Source organism: Pseudomonas sp. Irchel s3a12, assembly GCF_900187485.1.
GTDB classification, from domain to species: Bacteria; Pseudomonadota; Gammaproteobacteria; order Pseudomonadales; family Pseudomonadaceae; genus Aquipseudomonas; species Aquipseudomonas neuropathica.
Genome location: NZ_FYDN01000004.1, coordinates 282,228 through 297,380 on the forward strand (window position 1 = coordinate 282,228; position 15,153 = coordinate 297,380).

Here is a 15,153-nt window from a genome sequence, read left to right on the forward strand (position 1 = left end):
TTGGATGGCGCTTTGAAAGCGTAGCCTCAATAGCGATTAGGCTCCATCTCCAGGTCGACATTGAAACGTTCGGCAATGTCTTTCTGGATGCGTTGCGCCAGATCGAGCAGTTGCAGCCCGGTTGCCGCGCCGTAGTTGACCAGCACCAGCGCTTGCAATTTATGCACGCCGGCATCGGCTTCACGGAAACCTTTCCAGCCGGCACGCTCGATCAGCCAGCCTGCCGCGAGCTTCATTTGTCCGTTCGGCTGCGCGTAGGCGACCACATCCGGATGCTGTTCCTTGATCCTCGCGACGATGGCCGCCGACACCAGCGGATTCTTGAAGAAGCTGCCGGCATTGCCGAGTACCGCCGGATCCGGCAGTTTTTCGCTGCGGATACTGCAAATCGCACGGCTGACGTCGGTAGGCGTCGGCTGCTCGATGCCCTGCTCGGTCAGGCGCTGACGCACCGGGCCGTATTCCAGATGCAAATGCGCGATGCGGTCGAGTGCAAAGCGCACGCGCAGAATCAGCCAACGCCCCGGCTGCTGCTTGAACAAGCTGTCGCGGTAGGCGAAGTTGCATTCTTCGAGGGTGAAATCGCGCAGCTCGCCGGTCTGGCGATCCAGCGCGGTGAGGCCGGCGAATACATCCTTGATCTCGACGCCGTAGGCACCGATGTTCTGCATCGGCGCAGCGCCAACCGTGCCGGGAATCAGGCTGAGGTTTTCCAGCCCGGAGAGTCCTTGCGCCAACGTGTGCTGCACAAACGGATGCCACGGCTCGCCCGCTTCCGCCTCGATCACCACACGGTTGCCGTCATCGCTGATCACACGAATCCCGCGCGTGGCCATGCGCAGCACCAGCGCCGGAATATCTGCCGTTAGCAGCAAGTTGCTGCCACCGCCGATCACCAGCAACGGCACATCATGAGCAACGGCATAGGCCAGCGCTTCACGGACATCGGCATCGCTGTGGGCTTCGGCGAACAGTTGCGCGCGCACATCCACGCCAAAACTGTTGAACGGTTTCAGGGAAACCTGCGGTTGCACCTGCAAACTCATAACCGGCCCTTCACTTCGATCAACAATTGGTCACAGGCTGCTTCGATCAGATCCAGCACTTGCTCGAAACCCTGATCGCCGTCGTAATACGGATCCGGCACTTCATCGACGACACCGGCATAACGGCGCAAAAACAGGTCCAGCTCGGCTTTGCCGGTGGACGGCTGCAACGCCTTGAGGTTGCGCAGGTTGCTGTTGTCCATGGCCAGAATCAGGTCGTAACTGGCGAAATCGGCACGGCGGACCTGCTGCGCGCGTTGCGCCGACAGGTCATAGCCGCGCACTTTGGCCGCGGCCTGGCTGCGTTTGTCCGGCGGGTTGCCAACGTGCCAGTCACCGGTGCCGGCGGAGGCTACTTCGACCTGATCCGCCAGCCCTGCTTCACGCAGTTTGTGGCGCAATACGCCTTCGGCCGTGGGCGAGCGGCAAATGTTGCCCAGGCATACAAACAGAACGCGCATCAGGCCCCCAGCAGGCGACGAACGCGCTCGAGATCTTCAACCGTGTCAACGCCGGTTGGCGGTGCGATCAGCGCGTCGGCAACGTGAATGCGCACACCGTGCCACAGGGCACGCAGCTGTTCGAGGGATTCAGTGTTTTCCAGCCAGCACGGGCCCCAACTGACGAAGTCCTGAAGGAAACCGGCGCGGTAGGCATAGATGCCGATATGGCGACGGTATGGCACGCCCTCCGGCAATTGCTCGCGGCTCTTGGCAAACGCATCGCGCGCCCATGGCAAAGTCGCACGGCTGAAGGTCAGCGCCAAACCGTTGAGATCACTGACGACCTTGACCACGTTCGGATTGAACAGGGTATCTACGTCTTCGATCGGCTCGGCCAGCGTGGCCATGCGCGCTTCGGTGTGGGCAGCCAGATTGGCGGCGACCTGATCGATCACGCTCGGCGGAATCAGCGGCTCGTCACCCTGCACGTTGACCACGATCGCGTCGGGTTCAAGACCCAGTTTCGCCGCGACTTCGGCCAGACGATCGGTGCCGGAGTTGTGATCTTCACGGGTCAGCACCACTTCGGCACCAAAAGCCTTGCAGGCCTCGACGATGCGCGCATCGTCAGTCGCGACGACCACACGGCTGGCGCTGCTTTTGCTCGCCTGTTCCCAGACGTGCTGGATCATCGGCTTGCCGGCGATGTCGAGCAGCGGTTTGCCGGGCAGGCGGGTCGAGGCGAAACGCGACGGGATGACAACGGTGAAGGCAGTGGTCATTTATCCAGACGCTCGTCGGTGGTCAGGGTGCGGGCTTCGCTTTCGAGCATGACCGGGATGCCATCGCGGATCGGGTACGCCAGACCGGCGCCCTTGCTGATCAGTTCAGTTTTGTCGGCGCTGAGCTTGAGCGGGCCTTTGCAGATCGGGCACGCGAGGATATCGAGCAATTTGGTGTCCATGAACATTCCCTGAGTAAAGAGTTAAGGCAAAAGACGATCCGGCAACAGGCGCATCAGCTGCGTGTCGAACCAGGCCACAAAGGCCGGCGACGGCAGCGCATCGACCGCCAGATACCACCAGTCGTCAGCCGCAAAGGCACGGCACTTCACCGCGTCCTTTTCGGTCATCACCAACGGCAATGACGGTGTGAAATTCAACGCCTGCACGCTGTATTCGGCGTGGTCGGCAAACGCATGGGGGACTGCTCGCCAGTCTAGCGCTTCGAGGGTATTGAAGAAACGTTGCGGATTGCCGATCCCGGCGACCGCGTGCACGGCCTGGCCGGGTGGAAAATGATCGAGCGACTTGCGCTCGCCGCTGCGCAGATTGACCAGCGCGGTCGGTTGCAGACGGAAAGCGAAACCGTCATCGCGATCCTCGGTGGCACCATTGAACAGCACGCCGTCGACACTTTGCAGGCGCTCGATCGGCTCACGCAACGGCCCTGCCGGCAAGCAGCGTTTGTTGCCCAAACCACGGGCGGCGTCGATCAGCACCAGCTCCAGATCCCGCGCCAGACGATAATGCTGCATACCGTCGTCGGAGAGGATCAGATCCAGTGGTTCACTGGCGAGCAAGGCTTTGACCGCTGCGCTGCGATTGGGGTCGATCATCAGCGGCACGCCGGTGCGCTGGACGATCAGCAACGGTTCGTCACCGGCGATGTCAGCGGTTTGCTCGGCCGCAACGCGCCACGGCAGTTGCGGTGGTTTGGCGCCGTAACCACGACTGACCACGCCGACGCGCAAACCGCTGCGCCGGCAATGTTCGATCAACCAGAGAATCATCGGCGTCTTGCCGGTGCCACCGACGGTGATGTTGCCGACCACGATCAACGGCACCGATGGCTGGTAGATCTGACCTTCACCGGCAAGAAAGCGCTGGCGCTTACCCACCACCACGCGGCGATAGAGCATTTCCAGCGGCCGCAGCAGCGTCAGGGCCGGGTGCCCCTGATACCACGCGGCGAGCAAACGATCGGACAGGCTCATCAGGATTTGGGCGCCGCCTCGACCGTGGTCATGCGCAGATGGCTGAAACCGAGCTTGCCGGCCGCGTCCATGGCAGTGATCACGGATTGATGCTGAGTCTTGCCATCGGCACTGATCGACAACGGTATGTTGGTATCGCCGTTGGACTCTTTCTGCATGGCTTCCATCAGGGTCGCCAGGTCGTTCTTCGGCAGAATCTTGTTGTTCACCGAAAACACGCCTTCGGCGCTGATGGCCACGTCGATCTGCTTGACTTGCTGGTCTTCGGCCGGGGAGCCGCTGACCGCTTCCGGCAGGTCAACACGCAACTGGGTTTCGCGAGTGAACGTGGTGGTCACGACGAAAAACAGCAGCAGAATGAACACCACGTCGATCAGCGAAGCGAGGTTGATGTCCACGGTTTCCCGGGGTTTGCGACGGAACTTCACGCGCGGCCCTCGGCCAGGTCGACATCACGGTCGCCCTGTACCACTTCAACCAGCTTGATCGCTTCCTGCTCCATGCCCACCACCAATTCATCGATACGGCGTTGCAGGAACCGATGGAAGAACACCGCCGGAATACCGACCATCAGGCCCGCAGCGGTGGTGATCAATGCCTTGGAGATACCGCCTGCCAGCACCGAGGCATTGGTGGTCATACCGGAGCCAGTGAACGCGCTGAAGATATCGATCATGCCCAGCACGGTGCCAAGCAGACCCAGTAATGGCGCCATGGCTGCGATAGTGCCGAGAGCATTGATGTAGCGCTCGAGTTCATGAATGACCCGGGCGGCGGCCTCTTCGATGCACTCTTTCATGATCTCGCGACCATGTTTGGAGTTGGCCAGGCCCGCCGCGAGGATTTCCCCCAGCGGCGAATTGGCGCGCAATTCCTTGAGTTTTTCTTTATTGAGCTGCTTGTCCTTGATCCAGACCCAGACCTGGCCCAGCAGATGCTCGGGGGTAACGCGACTGGCGCGCAGGGTCCACAGGCGTTCGGCGACAATCGCCATGGCCGCGATGGAGCTCAGAATGATCGGCAACATCATCCAGCCGCCGGATTTGACCAATTCCCACACAGTGACAGTCCCCTCGAAAAAGTGCGCCACTTTACCATACCGATCCACGATTAAGACCCGCCGCCCCGACGACCGTGACGCCCCATCAACCCACGTCCCGATCAGCGGGCCAGTGCGGGCGGATCACGCCAGAAACGCCGCTGATGACGCATCGTGCGTGGCGCCCTGAAGGTGCCCAGTTGCAGATGAATGGCGCCCTGCTCGGCACTGTCGTAAATGTGCAGGCCCAGTTTGCGATAACGCGCCAGCACGGTCGGGTGCGGATGGCCAAAAGAGTTGCCATGACCTCGAGAGATCAGCACGGACTCGGGTTTCAAGACGTTGAGCAGCGCCATTGACGATGAACTGCGGCTGCCATGATGGGGCGATTGCAGCCATTGCGTCGGCACGGCCAGTGGACCGTCGAGCAGCACGCGTTCGGCATGGCTGTCGATGTCGCCGGTCAGCAGCAGGCGCTCGCCATTGGCCTCGATCTGCAATACGCAGGAACGCTGATTGCTGTCGTCAGCGTCCGCCCACTGCCAGAGTTGAAAACGTACGCCGTCCCATTGCCATTGCTGGCCACTTGCACAGGCTTCGGCGTTCAATTGCGCGGGCAGCCCCGCCGGGTCACCGCTGATTACCTGATCGACAGTCAAACCCCGGCTGATCGCCAAAGCGCCGCCGGCGTGATCGGCGTCGGCATGGCTGAGCAGCATCAAATCGAGTTTTTCCACGCTCAGTTTGCGCAATGAAGGCAGCACCACACGCTCGCCGAGATCGAACTCACCAAAGCGCGGCCCCGCATCGTAGAGCAACGCGTGATGGCGGGTCCGGATCAGGATGGCCAAGCCTTGGCCTACATCAAGCTGCCAGATATCGGCCAATCCTTCATCTATCTGATCGCGTGGCGGCACGACCAGCAGCAGCAACAACGGCCAGCCCAATGGACGCAGCGGCACGCCGCGCGGCAATAGCAACAACCCGGCGCCGAGGCTGCCAATGACCCAGACCCAAGCGGGTATCGAGGGTGCGATCCATGCCGGCCAATGCCCGGCAATCGTCGCCAGCGCGTGAAACAACCCATCGATCAAACCGCCGGCCAGCCACAGCAGGCCGGCGCCGACAAAAGGAACAGGCAGCAACACGGTTCCAAGCAGCGCCGGCGGTAACACCGCAAGACTGACCCAAGGCACTGCAAGCAAATTGGCCAGCGGCCCGCTGAGGCTGATCGGCAGATTCAGCGCCAGCAACACCGGACATAAGCCGATCGCGATCAACCACTGCGCCCGCGTCCAGGTCTGCCACCAGCGCCACGCACCCAAGCGGCCGCCAAAGGTAAAGATCAACACCGCCACCGCCGCAAACGAGAGCCACAGACCCGGACGCAAACTGGCGAGCGGGTCCAGCAACAGCACAGCGTTGAACGCCAGCAACAACGGCCATCCTGCGCCAAGATGACGAAAGCGCAGGCGCCACAACAGCACCAGCCCGACCATCACGCAGGCGCGCTGCACCGGCACGTCGAACCCGGCAAGCAGGCCATAACCGAGCGCTGCCGCGAACCCCAGACCACATGCCCACGGCAGCCACGGCCAGCGCAGCGGCCACAGGCCATATCGCGCCATGCCGGCGACCAGCCCATACATCATCGCCGCCAGCAAACCGATGTGCTGACCGGAAATCACCAGCAAGTGCACGGTGCCGGTGTCCTGCAGAGTCTGCCAGTCCTCGCGACTGAGCCCCGAGCCGTCACCCAGCACTAACGCCGCCAATGCGCCATTTCGCCCCTGCGCATCCACGCTCAGCAAACGCTGGCGAATACTGTCACGCCAGGCCCAGCGCGCTTCGCTCAAGCGCTGGCCGTCCTTGATTGTGCCGGTGGCGCCAATGCGTTGCGCCAGCAGCCAAGCCTCGTAGTCGAAGGCCTCGGGATTGCGCAATCCACTGGGACGCTTGAGCTTGACCGCCAAGCGCCAACGCTCGCCGCTGTTGACCTGCGGCCCGGCGTACCAGGCAAGCCGCATCAGCGATGGCAGTTTTTCATGACGCGAGTGCGCATCAGCCAATTCGAAGCGCACCACGCCGTCGCTGTTCTGCGGCAAACCGACGACCCGCCCTTCAACCCACCGGGTTTCGCCATCCAGCCCGGCCGGCAAACGATCATTCAACGCCCATTGCGCACCGACGCTGGCCCACGTGAAGCCAAACAGCAAAAACGCCAGCGGATAGCTGCGAAACGGCAGCAGCATCAAAGCCACGACCGGCAACAACAGCATCAACCAGACCGGCGGTAATGCCGGCATAAAAACCGCGACCAGCAGACCGACTGCGAGCGCCATCATCCCTGTGCGCATAAGCCCGTCCTTGAGAGTCCCGCACTTAGGCATAGCGGTTGTCAGTTACACGCGTCGTCAACAATTGTCACAAAGTCTGAATAGGCGCTTCGTAGAATCCAGACATACTTGCCGCCTTAACCGACCGAGAAGCCTTATGCCCCGGCGCTTATTCAAACGTTATATGCCCGACCCGACGAGCATCAGGGAACACAAATCCTTACGCTTTCTCGGCAAGTTGCTGCATGACCCGAACCTCTGGCACCTCAATCGTCACTCGGTCGCCCGGGCGATGGCGGTTGGCCTGTTCGCCGCGTTCCTGCCGATCCCGGCGCAGATGCTGGTGGCCGCCGCCCTCGCCGTCACGGTGCGCGGCAACATGCCGATTGCGGTCAGCCTGGTCTGGCTGACCAATCCGATCACCATGCCAGCGGTGTTCTTCTGCACCTATCAGGCCGGGGCGTTTTTGATGGATGTGCCCGCCCGACATCTACCGGACGAGCTGACCTGGGAGTGGATCAGCGGCGAGTTGTCGACGTTGTGGCAGCCGTTTCTGCTCGGCTCGGTGGTAGTCGGACTGGTACTCGGTGCCCTCGCCTACTGCATTGTGATGATGTATTGGCGTTGGTGGGTGGCGCGGCAATGGGCGCGGCGTAAGAAGAGTCGCATGCGCTGAACGCAAAACGGCCTCTGCAGTGGGAGGCCGTTCTGATTTGTGGCGTCTGGATTGGCCCCATCGCAAGCAGGTTCACTCCTACATTGGAATGCGTTCCCCTGTAGGAGTGAGCCTGCTCGCGATGGCCACGACTCGGTCTGGAGTCAGGTACGCATCCCGCGCCCGCTTACCAGCAACCGAGCACAACCGAGATACAGCACCACCGTCGCCACCAGCATAAAGGTGATCGCGATGCCGATCTTGATATCCGACACACCCAGAATGCCGTAACGGAAGGCGTTGACCATGTGCAGCACCGGGTTGGCCAACGACACGGTCTGCCAGAACGGCGGCAGCAAGGTGATCGAGTAAAACACCCCGCCCAGGTACGTCAGCGGAGTCAGCACAAAGGTCGGGATGATCGAAATATCATCGAAGTTGCGCGCAAACACTGCGTTGATGAAGCCCAGCAGCGAGAAAATCGTCGCCGTCAGTACCACCACCAAAATGGTCACGCCTAAGTGATGCACCTGCAAATGGGTGAAGAACAGCGACAGAATGGTCACGATCACGCCAACCATCAGACCACGCAACACGCCGCCAATGGTGAAACCGATCAGAATCGTGTGCGGCGACACCGGCGACACCATCAGCTCTTCGATGGAGCGCTGGAACTTGCTGCCGAAGAAACTCGAGACCACGTTGCCGTAGGAGTTAGTGATCACCGACATCATGATCAGCCCCGGCACGATGTACTCCATGTAAGTGAAGCCACCCATGTCGCCGATCTGCCGACCGATCAGGTTACCGAAGATCACGAAATACAGAACCATGGTGATCGCCGGCGGCAGCAGCGTCTGCGGCCAGATCCGCGTGAAGCGTTTGACCTCGCGGTAAACAATGGTCTGCAGGGCGACGAGGTTGGGACGGAATTCGGAACTCATACCGCCACCTTCGACAGATTTTTCTCCACCAGGGACACGAACAGCTCCTCGAGGCGATTGGTTTTGTTACGCAGGCTCAGCACTTCGATGTTCTGCTGCGCCAACTGGGTGAACAACGCCGTGATGCCCATGGATTTGTCGACCTGGACTTCCAGGGTATGGCTGTCGATCAACCGGGCAGGGTAGCCGAGCAATTGCGGCGCGGCGTTCAAGTCGTTTTTCAGGTCCAGCAGGAAGGTCTCCACGTGCAACTGGCCCAGCAATTGTTTCATGCTGGTGTTCTCGACGATGGTGCCGTGGTCGATGATGCCGATGTTGCGGCACAACTGCTCAGCCTCCTCCAGATAGTGCGTGGTGAGGATGATGGTGATGCCTTTCTGGTTCAGCTCGGTGAGGAACGTCCACATCGAACGGCGCAACTCGATATCGACGCCTGCGGTCGGTTCATCGAGGATCAGCAGACGTGGTTCGTGCACCAGCGCACGGGCGATCATCAAGCGCCGCTTCATGCCACCGGACAGCGAACGCGACGGCACGTCACGTTTGTCCCACAGGCCGAGCTGGGTCAGGTACTGCTCGGCGCGTTCCTTGGCGATCTTCGCCGGAATGCCGTAGTAACCGGCCTGGGTCACGACGATGTCGAAAGTCTTTTCAAACTGATTGAAGTTGAATTCCTGGGGCACCACGCCGATCGAGCGCTTGAGCTGCGCAGGATTTTTGTCCAGGTCATGACCAAAGATATTCACTGTGCCGCTGGTCTTGTTCACCAGGGTCGAGAGAATGCCGATGGTCGTGGATTTGCCAGCACCGTTGGGGCCGAGCAAGGCGAAAAAATCACCTTCGGCAACGTCCAGATCGATACCACTCAAGGCCTGGAACCCGTTGCCGTAGGTTTTGGTTAGCTGCCGGATGGACAGAGCGGAACTCATATCTGATTTACGCACCAAGAAGGGAAGAAAGGGATAAATAAGGGCGGGCGGCGAGGGAAACAACCGCAGCACCAGAGCGCAATGGTGCTTGCCGCCGCTGCACAAGTACAGTCAAGTGTGTCGATAGTAAGTATTAAGTCAACGCGGTCATAACCGCTTTCTGGTAAGCCGGACGCTGCTTCAAGCGCTCGTACCAAGCTTGCAGATGCGCTTGTGGTGCGCGTTCGATGGGCATCTCGAACCAGGCATAAATGAAACTGCCCAATGGGATATCGCCCATGCCGATGTCTTGTCCAGAGAGATAAGGCTGACTGGCCAAGGCATGGTCGGCCATGCTCAGCAACTCATTGCATTCCTTGATCGCAGCGTTGATCGCAGTCCAGTCCTGCTTGTCCGCCGGGGTGCGCAACACGCCCCAGAAAACCGTGCGGAACGGGCCGGCAAAACTCGACGTGGTCCAGTCCATCCATTTGTCGGCGATGGCGCGAACTCGCGGATCTGCCGAATACCAGTTGCTGTCGGGCGCATGCTTAGCCAGCAGATAGCGGACGATGGCGTTGGACTCCCACAGCACGAAACCGTCGTCTTCGATCACCGGCACCCGGCCATTCGGGTTCATCGCCCGGTACTCGGGTGTGTCGACTACGCCGAATGTGCCACCGGCATCGATTGCCTCGTAGGCCAGGCCAAGCTCTTCAGCCGCCCACAATGGCTTCCTGACATTCGATGAGTTTTTCCGTCCCCAGATCTTCAGCATGAGCGCCTCTTTTCAAATGAGTGGGCAGGCAGCATACGCCGGATCAGGTACGGCTCAAATCACTCTGCATATCGCCCAGCCGTTGCGGCTGCTGATCAGTGAATAGATGCGGATAGCACTTTTGCAAATGTTCGAAGAAGAACGTTTCCGGGACATCGGCGAATTGGCCGTGATCGACCAGATACTCCATGAGCTGCGCGCCGTCGCGATTGAATGGGTGGAAAACGCTGTCGTTGATACCGTCGAACTCCAGCGGTGCTACGTTGAACAATTCGCAAAGCTTCTGATTGAACGCCGGCGTGGCTTTGACCCAGCGTCCATTGAGGAACAGTTCGGTGTACCCGTGCATGGCGAACATGTCGCTTTTCAGCAACTCAAGCAGACGTGGCGTCGATAAGTGATTTTTTACGTCGGCCAGACCGATACGCGCCGGGATCCCGCAATGCCGGGCACAACCGGCAAGCAGCGTGGCTTTGGGCACGCAATAACTCTCCCCCGTCGTCAGCGCATAGCTGCCACGCAAGGTCTGCGGATCGCGACTGAAGGTGTAGGGGTTGTAGCGCACCGCCTCACGTACCGCGTAATAAAGATTGATCGCCCGCTCGAGCGGATCGCGGCTGGCACCCCGATGTTGTTCGGCGAACTCCACCACTGCCGGGTGGTCACTATCGATGAAGCGGCCGGGACTCAGATACTCGCGCATGACGACAATCTCCTGGGTGAGCCCCGAGTCTAGCGACAGCGTCAGCACAGAGATAACGACGTTTCGGCCAAACTTGGACGCAAAGACGCGGGATCAGCGAACGATTTCCCACACGTGTTGCCCACCGAACCTACGAAAACCATCCGGGGTTTCCCACGATTTCAATCACCTTGGTCTGACCACCCGGTTTTACAGATGCCGTCTAAGCTCTGGAGGGTCGATTTGCCTTGGTTCACGGAGGACTGAATATGCTGTTGTTGTGGATACTGGTTTTGATCGTTGGTGTGGCGTATCTCGCCCACCGGCGTATTTCACCTCTGCCTGCGTTGGGCATCGTGGCCGTCTACCTGCTGGCGATGGGTATTTTCAGTCATGCGCCGGGCTGGCTGTTGCTGGTGTTCTGGGTGCTGCTCGCGGTGGTCGCTGCTCCGCTGCTGCTGCCTGATCTGCGTCGCAAGCATTTCACTGCGCCGTTGTTCAACTGGTTCCAGAAAACCCTGCCACCCATGTCGCAGACCGAACGCGACGCAATCGACGCCGGCACAGTGTGGTGGGACGGTGAGCTGTTCAGCGGCCGCCCGGACTGGGACAAACTGCTGGCCTATCCCAAGGCGCAATTGAGCGAGGAAGAACAGGCGTTCATCGACGGCCCGACCGAGGAACTCTGCGCGATGGTCACTGACTGGCAGATCGGCCAGTCGATGGACCTGCCACCCGAAGCCTGGGCGCATATCAAGGAACACGGTTTCTTCGCCCTGATCATCCCGAAAGAATTTGGCGGCAAAGGCTTCTCGGCTTACGCCCACTCGCAGGTGGCGATGAAACTCGCTACCCGTAGCGGTGACCTCGCCTCCACCGTGATGGTGCCGAACTCCCTCGGCCCGGCCGAACTGTTGCTGCATTACGGCACCGACGAACAACGCAATCACTACCTGCCGCGCCTGGCTCGGGGCGATGACATCCCGTGCTTCGCCCTCACAGGTCCGCTCGCCGGGTCCGATGCCGGTGCGATGCCCGACACCGGGATCATCTGCAAAGGTCAATGGGAAGGTCAGGAAGTCATCGGCCTGCGCCTGAACTGGGAAAAACGCTACATCACCCTCGGCCCGGTCGCGACCCTCCTCGGCCTGGCTTTCAAGGCCTACGACCCGGAGCATCTGCTGGGCGACAAGGAAGATCTTGGCATCAGCCTCGCGCTGATTCCGACCGACACCGCAGGCGTGGAAATCGGTCGTCGTCACCTGCCACTAGGCGCGGCGTTCATGAACGGCCCGAACTCGGGCAAAGATGTGTTTATCCCTCTGGACTTCCTCATCGGCGGTCAGGAGATGCTCGGCAAGGGCTGGATGATGCTGATGAACTGCCTGTCGGTCGGCCGTTCGATCTCGTTGCCGGCGGTCGGCACTGGTGCGGCCAAATTCACCAGCCTGGTCACCGGTCAATACGCGCAGATTCGCGAGCAGTTCAATGTACCGCTGTCGGCTTTCGAAGGTATTCAGGAAGCCATGGCGCGCATCGGCGGCAACGCGTGGATGATGGACGCGGCGCGCATGCTCACTGCCAACGCAGTGGATCTGGGCGAAAAACCCTCGGTGCTGTCGGCGATCCTCAAGTATCACCTCACCGAGCGCGGCCGCGAATGCATCAGCCACGCCATGGATGTGCACGGTGGCAAGGCGATCATCATGGGCCCGAACAACTACCTCGGGCGTAGCTGGAACGGCGCGCCGATCTTCATCACTGTAGAAGGTGCGAACATCCTCTCGCGCAACCTGATGATCTTTGGTCAGGGCGCGATTCGTTGCCATCCATTCGTGCTGAAGGAGATGGCCCTCGCCGGTCGTGAGGACAAGGATCAGGCGCTGAAAGAGTTCGATGGTTTGCTGCTCAAACACATCGGTTTCGCCGTGAGCAATGCCGCCAGCACGCTGGTACTGAACCTCGGCTTCGGTCACTTCGAACATGCGCCGGGCGACAAGATCAGTCAGGGTTACTTCCGCGCACTGAACCGTCAGGCAGCGGCGTTCGCCATGCTCGCCGACTTCAGCATGATGTTGCTGGGCGGCGAACTGAAACGTCGCGAGCGTCTGTCGGCACGTCTGGGTGATGTGTTGAGCAACCTGTATCTGGCCTCGGCCGCGCTCAAGCGTTATCACGATCTGGATTCGCCGGCGTACATGGAGCCGCTGTTCAGATGGGCGATGGAAGAAAGCCTCGGCCAATCGGAACGGGCGCTGGATGAATTGCTGCGCAACTTCCCGAACAAGGTATTCGGTTGCCTGCTGCGAGCCATCGTGTTCCCGTTCGGTCGTCGTCACAAAGGCCCGTCGGACAAACTCGGTGCCGAAGTGGCAGGCGTGATTGGTCGCGCCAAAGGTGATCCGGCGCTGGAAGAGTTGCTTGCCGGTTGCTATCGCCCGCAATCGGCAGACGATGCAGTCGGCGCGCTGCAACACGCCAGTGATTTGCTGAATGCCGCGCAGCCACTGCACAAAAAACTGCACACGTCGCTGAAAAGCGGTCAGGTCAAACCGGTCGCAGGTGAGCACGCCATCGATGCGGCGCTGGAGGCCGGGGTGTTGCAACCGGGAGAAGCACAGAGCCTGCGCGATGCCGAAGCCGCACGACGCAAGGTGATCGACGTGGATGACTTCGACAAAGAGGAACTGAAACTGGCAGAGGGCAAAGTCCGCTGATCCTGACAACCATGTCCAAGAGGGCGCGGGAGCTTTATACTCCCGCGCCCGTTTTGCTCTTGAGGACTTATCTCGTGTCCAACGTCGTTGCCGATCATCTTGTTTTGCTCGACCACCTGCGCAGTATCCTGGTCGCCGTAGGTGAGGCCGAACAGGTTCCCGAAGAAAGCCATGCCTTGTTCCTGGAGCGCTTCGACGAACTGCTGGCATCGCTGCCGATCGATCCGATCGAAAGCCAGTACCTGGGCCAGGACATCCTGACTCAAGTGATTACCCGTTATCCGCAAATCGCCCACCTGATCCCGCGCGATCTGTTGTGGTTCTTCGCCGGCGACTGCCTGCATTACTTGTCCGATGAAGAGATCGACCTGTATCAGTCACTGGAAGAACGTCGCTACGAAGCCGAACAGAACGATGAACCGTTCGACTGGAACCAGGAAAAACAACTGCTGGCGATGTCCGCTCAGGACAGCAAGCACTGATTTAACAGTGGGTTGAAGATCAAAAGATCGCAGCCTTCGGCAGCTCCTACAGTGGACTCACGCAATCCCCTGTAGGAACTGCCGAAGGCTGCGATCTTTTGCTTTGCGCTACAACAACCCTTCGCTTTCGGGCAATTCATACGCCATCGCCGCGTTGCTTTCCCCCACTGATTTGCCCGGTTTGCTCAAGGTCGGCTCTTTCTCCAGGCACTCCACCAGATAGTCGATGAACACCCGCAACTTGGGTGGCAGATAGCGCGTCGGCGAGTGCAGTAACCACAGTCCGCCGTGATAGGACGCGAGGAACGTCCAGTCCGGCAACACCTGCACCACCAACTTTTGCTCAAGCGCGTAACGGGCGGTGAAATACGGCAGGCTGCCGATGCCGATGTGCTGCAACACCGCGCCCAGCCGCACACCGGTGTGATTGGCGGCATACCGACCGCGGACACCTACCGTCACCGCCTTACTGCCCTTCTTGAATTTCCAGCGCGCATCACTCGGGGTTTCCCCCAGATAAATACAACTGTGATTGAGCAGATCATGCGGGTGAGTCGGTATGCCGTGCTCGGCCAGGTACTGCGGCGTGGCACAGAGCAAATGGTCGATGGTCAGTAACTGCCTGCCGGCCAGCCCGGCCGGTGGTCGATCCGTAATACGAATGGCCAGATCGACATGGTCGTCGATCAAATCGACCTGACGATCCTCCAGCAACAACTCGACATCGACCTTGGGATAACGCCGCAAAAACTCGGGCATGTGCGGATGAATCACGAAACGCCCCACCGCTTTCGGCACACTGACGCGCACCAGTCCTTCCGCTTCATGGGTGAACTGGCCGCTGATTTCCATCACCGACTTGGCCGCGCTGACCATCTCCTGGCAGCGTTTGAATACCTCCTCGCCGCCGTCACTCAAGCGCAGCTTGCGCGTGGTGCGCTGCAAGAGTCGCGTGGCCAGGGCTTTTTCCAGCCGCGAAATACTGCGACTCACCGCTGACGGCGATGAACCCAACTGCCGAGCCGCTTCAGAGAAGCTTCCGGTCTCGACGACCTTGACGAAAATCGCCATTTCACCAAGCAGCGGTAGCGGCAGATTGATGCTCACAGCGCACAAGTCCTTTGATG

At 60.2% G+C, this 15,153-nt stretch carries 16 protein-coding genes; 3 read left to right on the forward strand and 13 right to left on the reverse strand.

The features are described 5' to 3' along the window. Window positions 1–26 precede the first annotated feature (26 nt). From murB to CKW14_RS09420, 8 genes are all read right to left on the reverse strand, one after another. Window positions 27–1,046, reverse strand: a complete 1,020-nt coding sequence (murB, locus tag CKW14_RS09385) for a UDP-N-acetylmuramate dehydrogenase (RefSeq protein ID WP_095125207.1) — start codon at window positions 1,044–1,046, stop codon at window positions 27–29. Further along, entirely contained in the window at window positions 1,043–1,507 is a 465-nt protein-coding gene (locus CKW14_RS09390) for a low molecular weight protein-tyrosine-phosphatase (protein ID WP_093435454.1), read from the reverse strand. The genes murB and CKW14_RS09390 overlap by 4 nt, the downstream gene beginning before the upstream one ends. Then, window positions 1,507–2,271 carry a 3-deoxy-manno-octulosonate cytidylyltransferase gene (gene kdsB, locus CKW14_RS09395; RefSeq protein WP_095125208.1) on the reverse strand — a complete coding sequence of 255 codons (765 nt, stop codon included), beginning with the start codon at window positions 2,269–2,271 and terminating at the stop codon, window positions 1,507–1,509. Before kdsB ends, CKW14_RS09390 begins: the two co-directional genes overlap by 1 nt. After that, window positions 2,268–2,453, reverse strand: a complete 186-nt coding sequence (locus CKW14_RS09400; protein ID WP_003174668.1) for a Trm112 family protein — start codon at window positions 2,451–2,453, stop codon at window positions 2,268–2,270. Before CKW14_RS09400 ends, kdsB begins: the two co-directional genes overlap by 4 nt. 21 nt (window positions 2,454–2,474) lie before the next feature. After that, window positions 2,475–3,485: a tetraacyldisaccharide 4'-kinase gene (gene lpxK / locus CKW14_RS09405; protein WP_095125209.1), complete on the reverse strand. Its 1,011-nt coding sequence runs from the start codon at window positions 3,483–3,485 to the stop codon at window positions 2,475–2,477. Beyond that, the gene (locus CKW14_RS09410) at window positions 3,485–3,913 is read right to left on the reverse strand and encodes a biopolymer transporter ExbD (RefSeq protein WP_095048625.1); all 429 of its coding nucleotides are present in this window, start codon (window positions 3,911–3,913) and stop codon (window positions 3,485–3,487) included. Before CKW14_RS09410 ends, lpxK begins: the two co-directional genes overlap by 1 nt. Next, the gene (locus CKW14_RS09415) at window positions 3,910–4,545 is read right to left on the reverse strand and encodes a MotA/TolQ/ExbB proton channel family protein (RefSeq protein ID WP_042560451.1); all 636 of its coding nucleotides are present in this window, start codon (window positions 4,543–4,545) and stop codon (window positions 3,910–3,912) included. Before CKW14_RS09415 ends, CKW14_RS09410 begins: the two co-directional genes overlap by 4 nt. Before the next feature lie 101 nt (window positions 4,546–4,646). Beyond that, window positions 4,647–6,881, reverse strand: coding sequence for a DNA internalization-related competence protein ComEC/Rec2 (locus CKW14_RS09420; protein ID WP_095125210.1), 2,235 nt, complete (start codon window positions 6,879–6,881; stop codon window positions 4,647–4,649). Window positions 6,882–7,017: 136 nt separating this feature from the next. Here CKW14_RS09420 and CKW14_RS09425 point away from each other — a divergent pair, with 136 nt between their 5' ends. Further along, entirely contained in the window at window positions 7,018–7,536 is a 519-nt protein-coding gene (locus CKW14_RS09425; RefSeq protein ID WP_095048627.1) for a DUF2062 domain-containing protein, read from the forward strand. 143 nt (window positions 7,537–7,679) lie between these two features. On the opposite strand, the gene CKW14_RS09430 is transcribed toward CKW14_RS09425, so the two are convergent. The 4 genes from CKW14_RS09430 to CKW14_RS09445 all read right to left on the reverse strand — a co-directional run bounded on the left by CKW14_RS09430 (window position 7,680) and on the right by CKW14_RS09445 (window position 10,848). Beyond that, complete coding sequence (locus tag CKW14_RS09430) at window positions 7,680–8,459, reverse strand: ABC transporter permease (RefSeq protein ID WP_008087860.1); 780 nt, start codon at window positions 8,457–8,459, stop codon at window positions 7,680–7,682. Further along, window positions 8,456–9,388 carry an ABC transporter ATP-binding protein gene (locus CKW14_RS09435; protein ID WP_093435472.1) on the reverse strand — a complete coding sequence of 311 codons (933 nt, stop codon included), beginning with the start codon at window positions 9,386–9,388 and terminating at the stop codon, window positions 8,456–8,458. The genes CKW14_RS09430 and CKW14_RS09435 overlap by 4 nt, the downstream gene beginning before the upstream one ends. A gap of 133 nt (window positions 9,389–9,521) precedes the next feature. Continuing rightward, the gene (locus CKW14_RS09440) at window positions 9,522–10,145 is read right to left on the reverse strand and encodes a glutathione S-transferase family protein (RefSeq protein ID WP_095125211.1); all 624 of its coding nucleotides are present in this window, start codon (window positions 10,143–10,145) and stop codon (window positions 9,522–9,524) included. A 43-nt stretch (window positions 10,146–10,188) separates the two neighbouring features. Next, window positions 10,189–10,848, reverse strand: a complete 660-nt coding sequence (locus CKW14_RS09445) for a transglutaminase family protein (RefSeq protein WP_093435478.1) — start codon at window positions 10,846–10,848, stop codon at window positions 10,189–10,191. A 248-nt stretch (window positions 10,849–11,096) separates the two neighbouring features. On the opposite strand from CKW14_RS09445, the gene CKW14_RS09450 reads away from it, so the two are divergent. Together CKW14_RS09450 and CKW14_RS09455 are read left to right on the forward strand one after the other, a co-directional pair. Continuing rightward, window positions 11,097–13,544 (forward strand): acyl-CoA dehydrogenase, encoded by a 2,448-nt coding sequence (locus tag CKW14_RS09450; protein ID WP_093435481.1) that lies wholly within the window; start codon window positions 11,097–11,099, stop codon window positions 13,542–13,544. 74 nt (window positions 13,545–13,618) lie between these two features. Further along, on the forward strand, window positions 13,619–14,026 hold the full coding sequence (locus CKW14_RS09455; RefSeq protein WP_095048630.1) for a PA2817 family protein: 408 nt from the start codon (window positions 13,619–13,621) through the stop codon (window positions 14,024–14,026). A gap of 108 nt (window positions 14,027–14,134) precedes the next feature. Here CKW14_RS09455 and CKW14_RS09460 read toward each other — a convergent pair whose 3' ends face one another. Then, a complete protein-coding gene (locus CKW14_RS09460) occupies window positions 14,135–15,133 on the reverse strand; it encodes a LysR family transcriptional regulator (RefSeq protein WP_095048631.1) in 999 nt (332 codons plus the stop codon). Between the last annotated feature and the right edge of the window lie 20 nt (window positions 15,134–15,153).

Excerpts from the sequence above, each read along its gene's own strand:
- murB (WP_095125207.1), bottom strand. The coding sequence starts at position 1,046 with ATGAGTTTGCAGGTGCAACCGCAGGTTTCCCTGAAACCGTTCAACAGT.
- CKW14_RS09390 (WP_093435454.1), bottom strand. The coding sequence starts at position 1,507 with ATGCGCGTTCTGTTTGTATGCCTGGGCAACATTTGCCGCTCGCCCACG.
- kdsB (WP_095125208.1), bottom strand. The coding sequence starts at position 2,271 with ATGACCACTGCCTTCACCGTTGTCATCCCGTCGCGTTTCGCCTCGACC.
- CKW14_RS09400 (WP_003174668.1), bottom strand. The coding sequence starts at position 2,453 with ATGGACACCAAATTGCTCGATATCCTCGCGTGCCCGATCTGCAAAGGC.
- lpxK (WP_095125209.1), bottom strand. The coding sequence starts at position 3,485 with ATGAGCCTGTCCGATCGTTTGCTCGCCGCGTGGTATCAGGGGCACCCG.
- CKW14_RS09420 (WP_095125210.1), bottom strand. The coding sequence starts at position 6,881 with ATGCGCACAGGGATGATGGCGCTCGCAGTCGGTCTGCTGGTCGCGGTT.
- CKW14_RS09425 (WP_095048627.1), top strand. The coding sequence starts at position 7,018 with ATGCCCCGGCGCTTATTCAAACGTTATATGCCCGACCCGACGAGCATC.
- CKW14_RS09430 (WP_008087860.1), bottom strand. The coding sequence starts at position 8,459 with ATGAGTTCCGAATTCCGTCCCAACCTCGTCGCCCTGCAGACCATTGTT.
- CKW14_RS09435 (WP_093435472.1), bottom strand. The coding sequence starts at position 9,388 with ATGAGTTCCGCTCTGTCCATCCGGCAGCTAACCAAAACCTACGGCAAC.
- CKW14_RS09440 (WP_095125211.1), bottom strand. The coding sequence starts at position 10,145 with ATGCTGAAGATCTGGGGACGGAAAAACTCATCGAATGTCAGGAAGCCA.
- CKW14_RS09445 (WP_093435478.1), bottom strand. The coding sequence starts at position 10,848 with ATGCGCGAGTATCTGAGTCCCGGCCGCTTCATCGATAGTGACCACCCG.
- CKW14_RS09450 (WP_093435481.1), top strand. The coding sequence starts at position 11,097 with ATGCTGTTGTTGTGGATACTGGTTTTGATCGTTGGTGTGGCGTATCTC.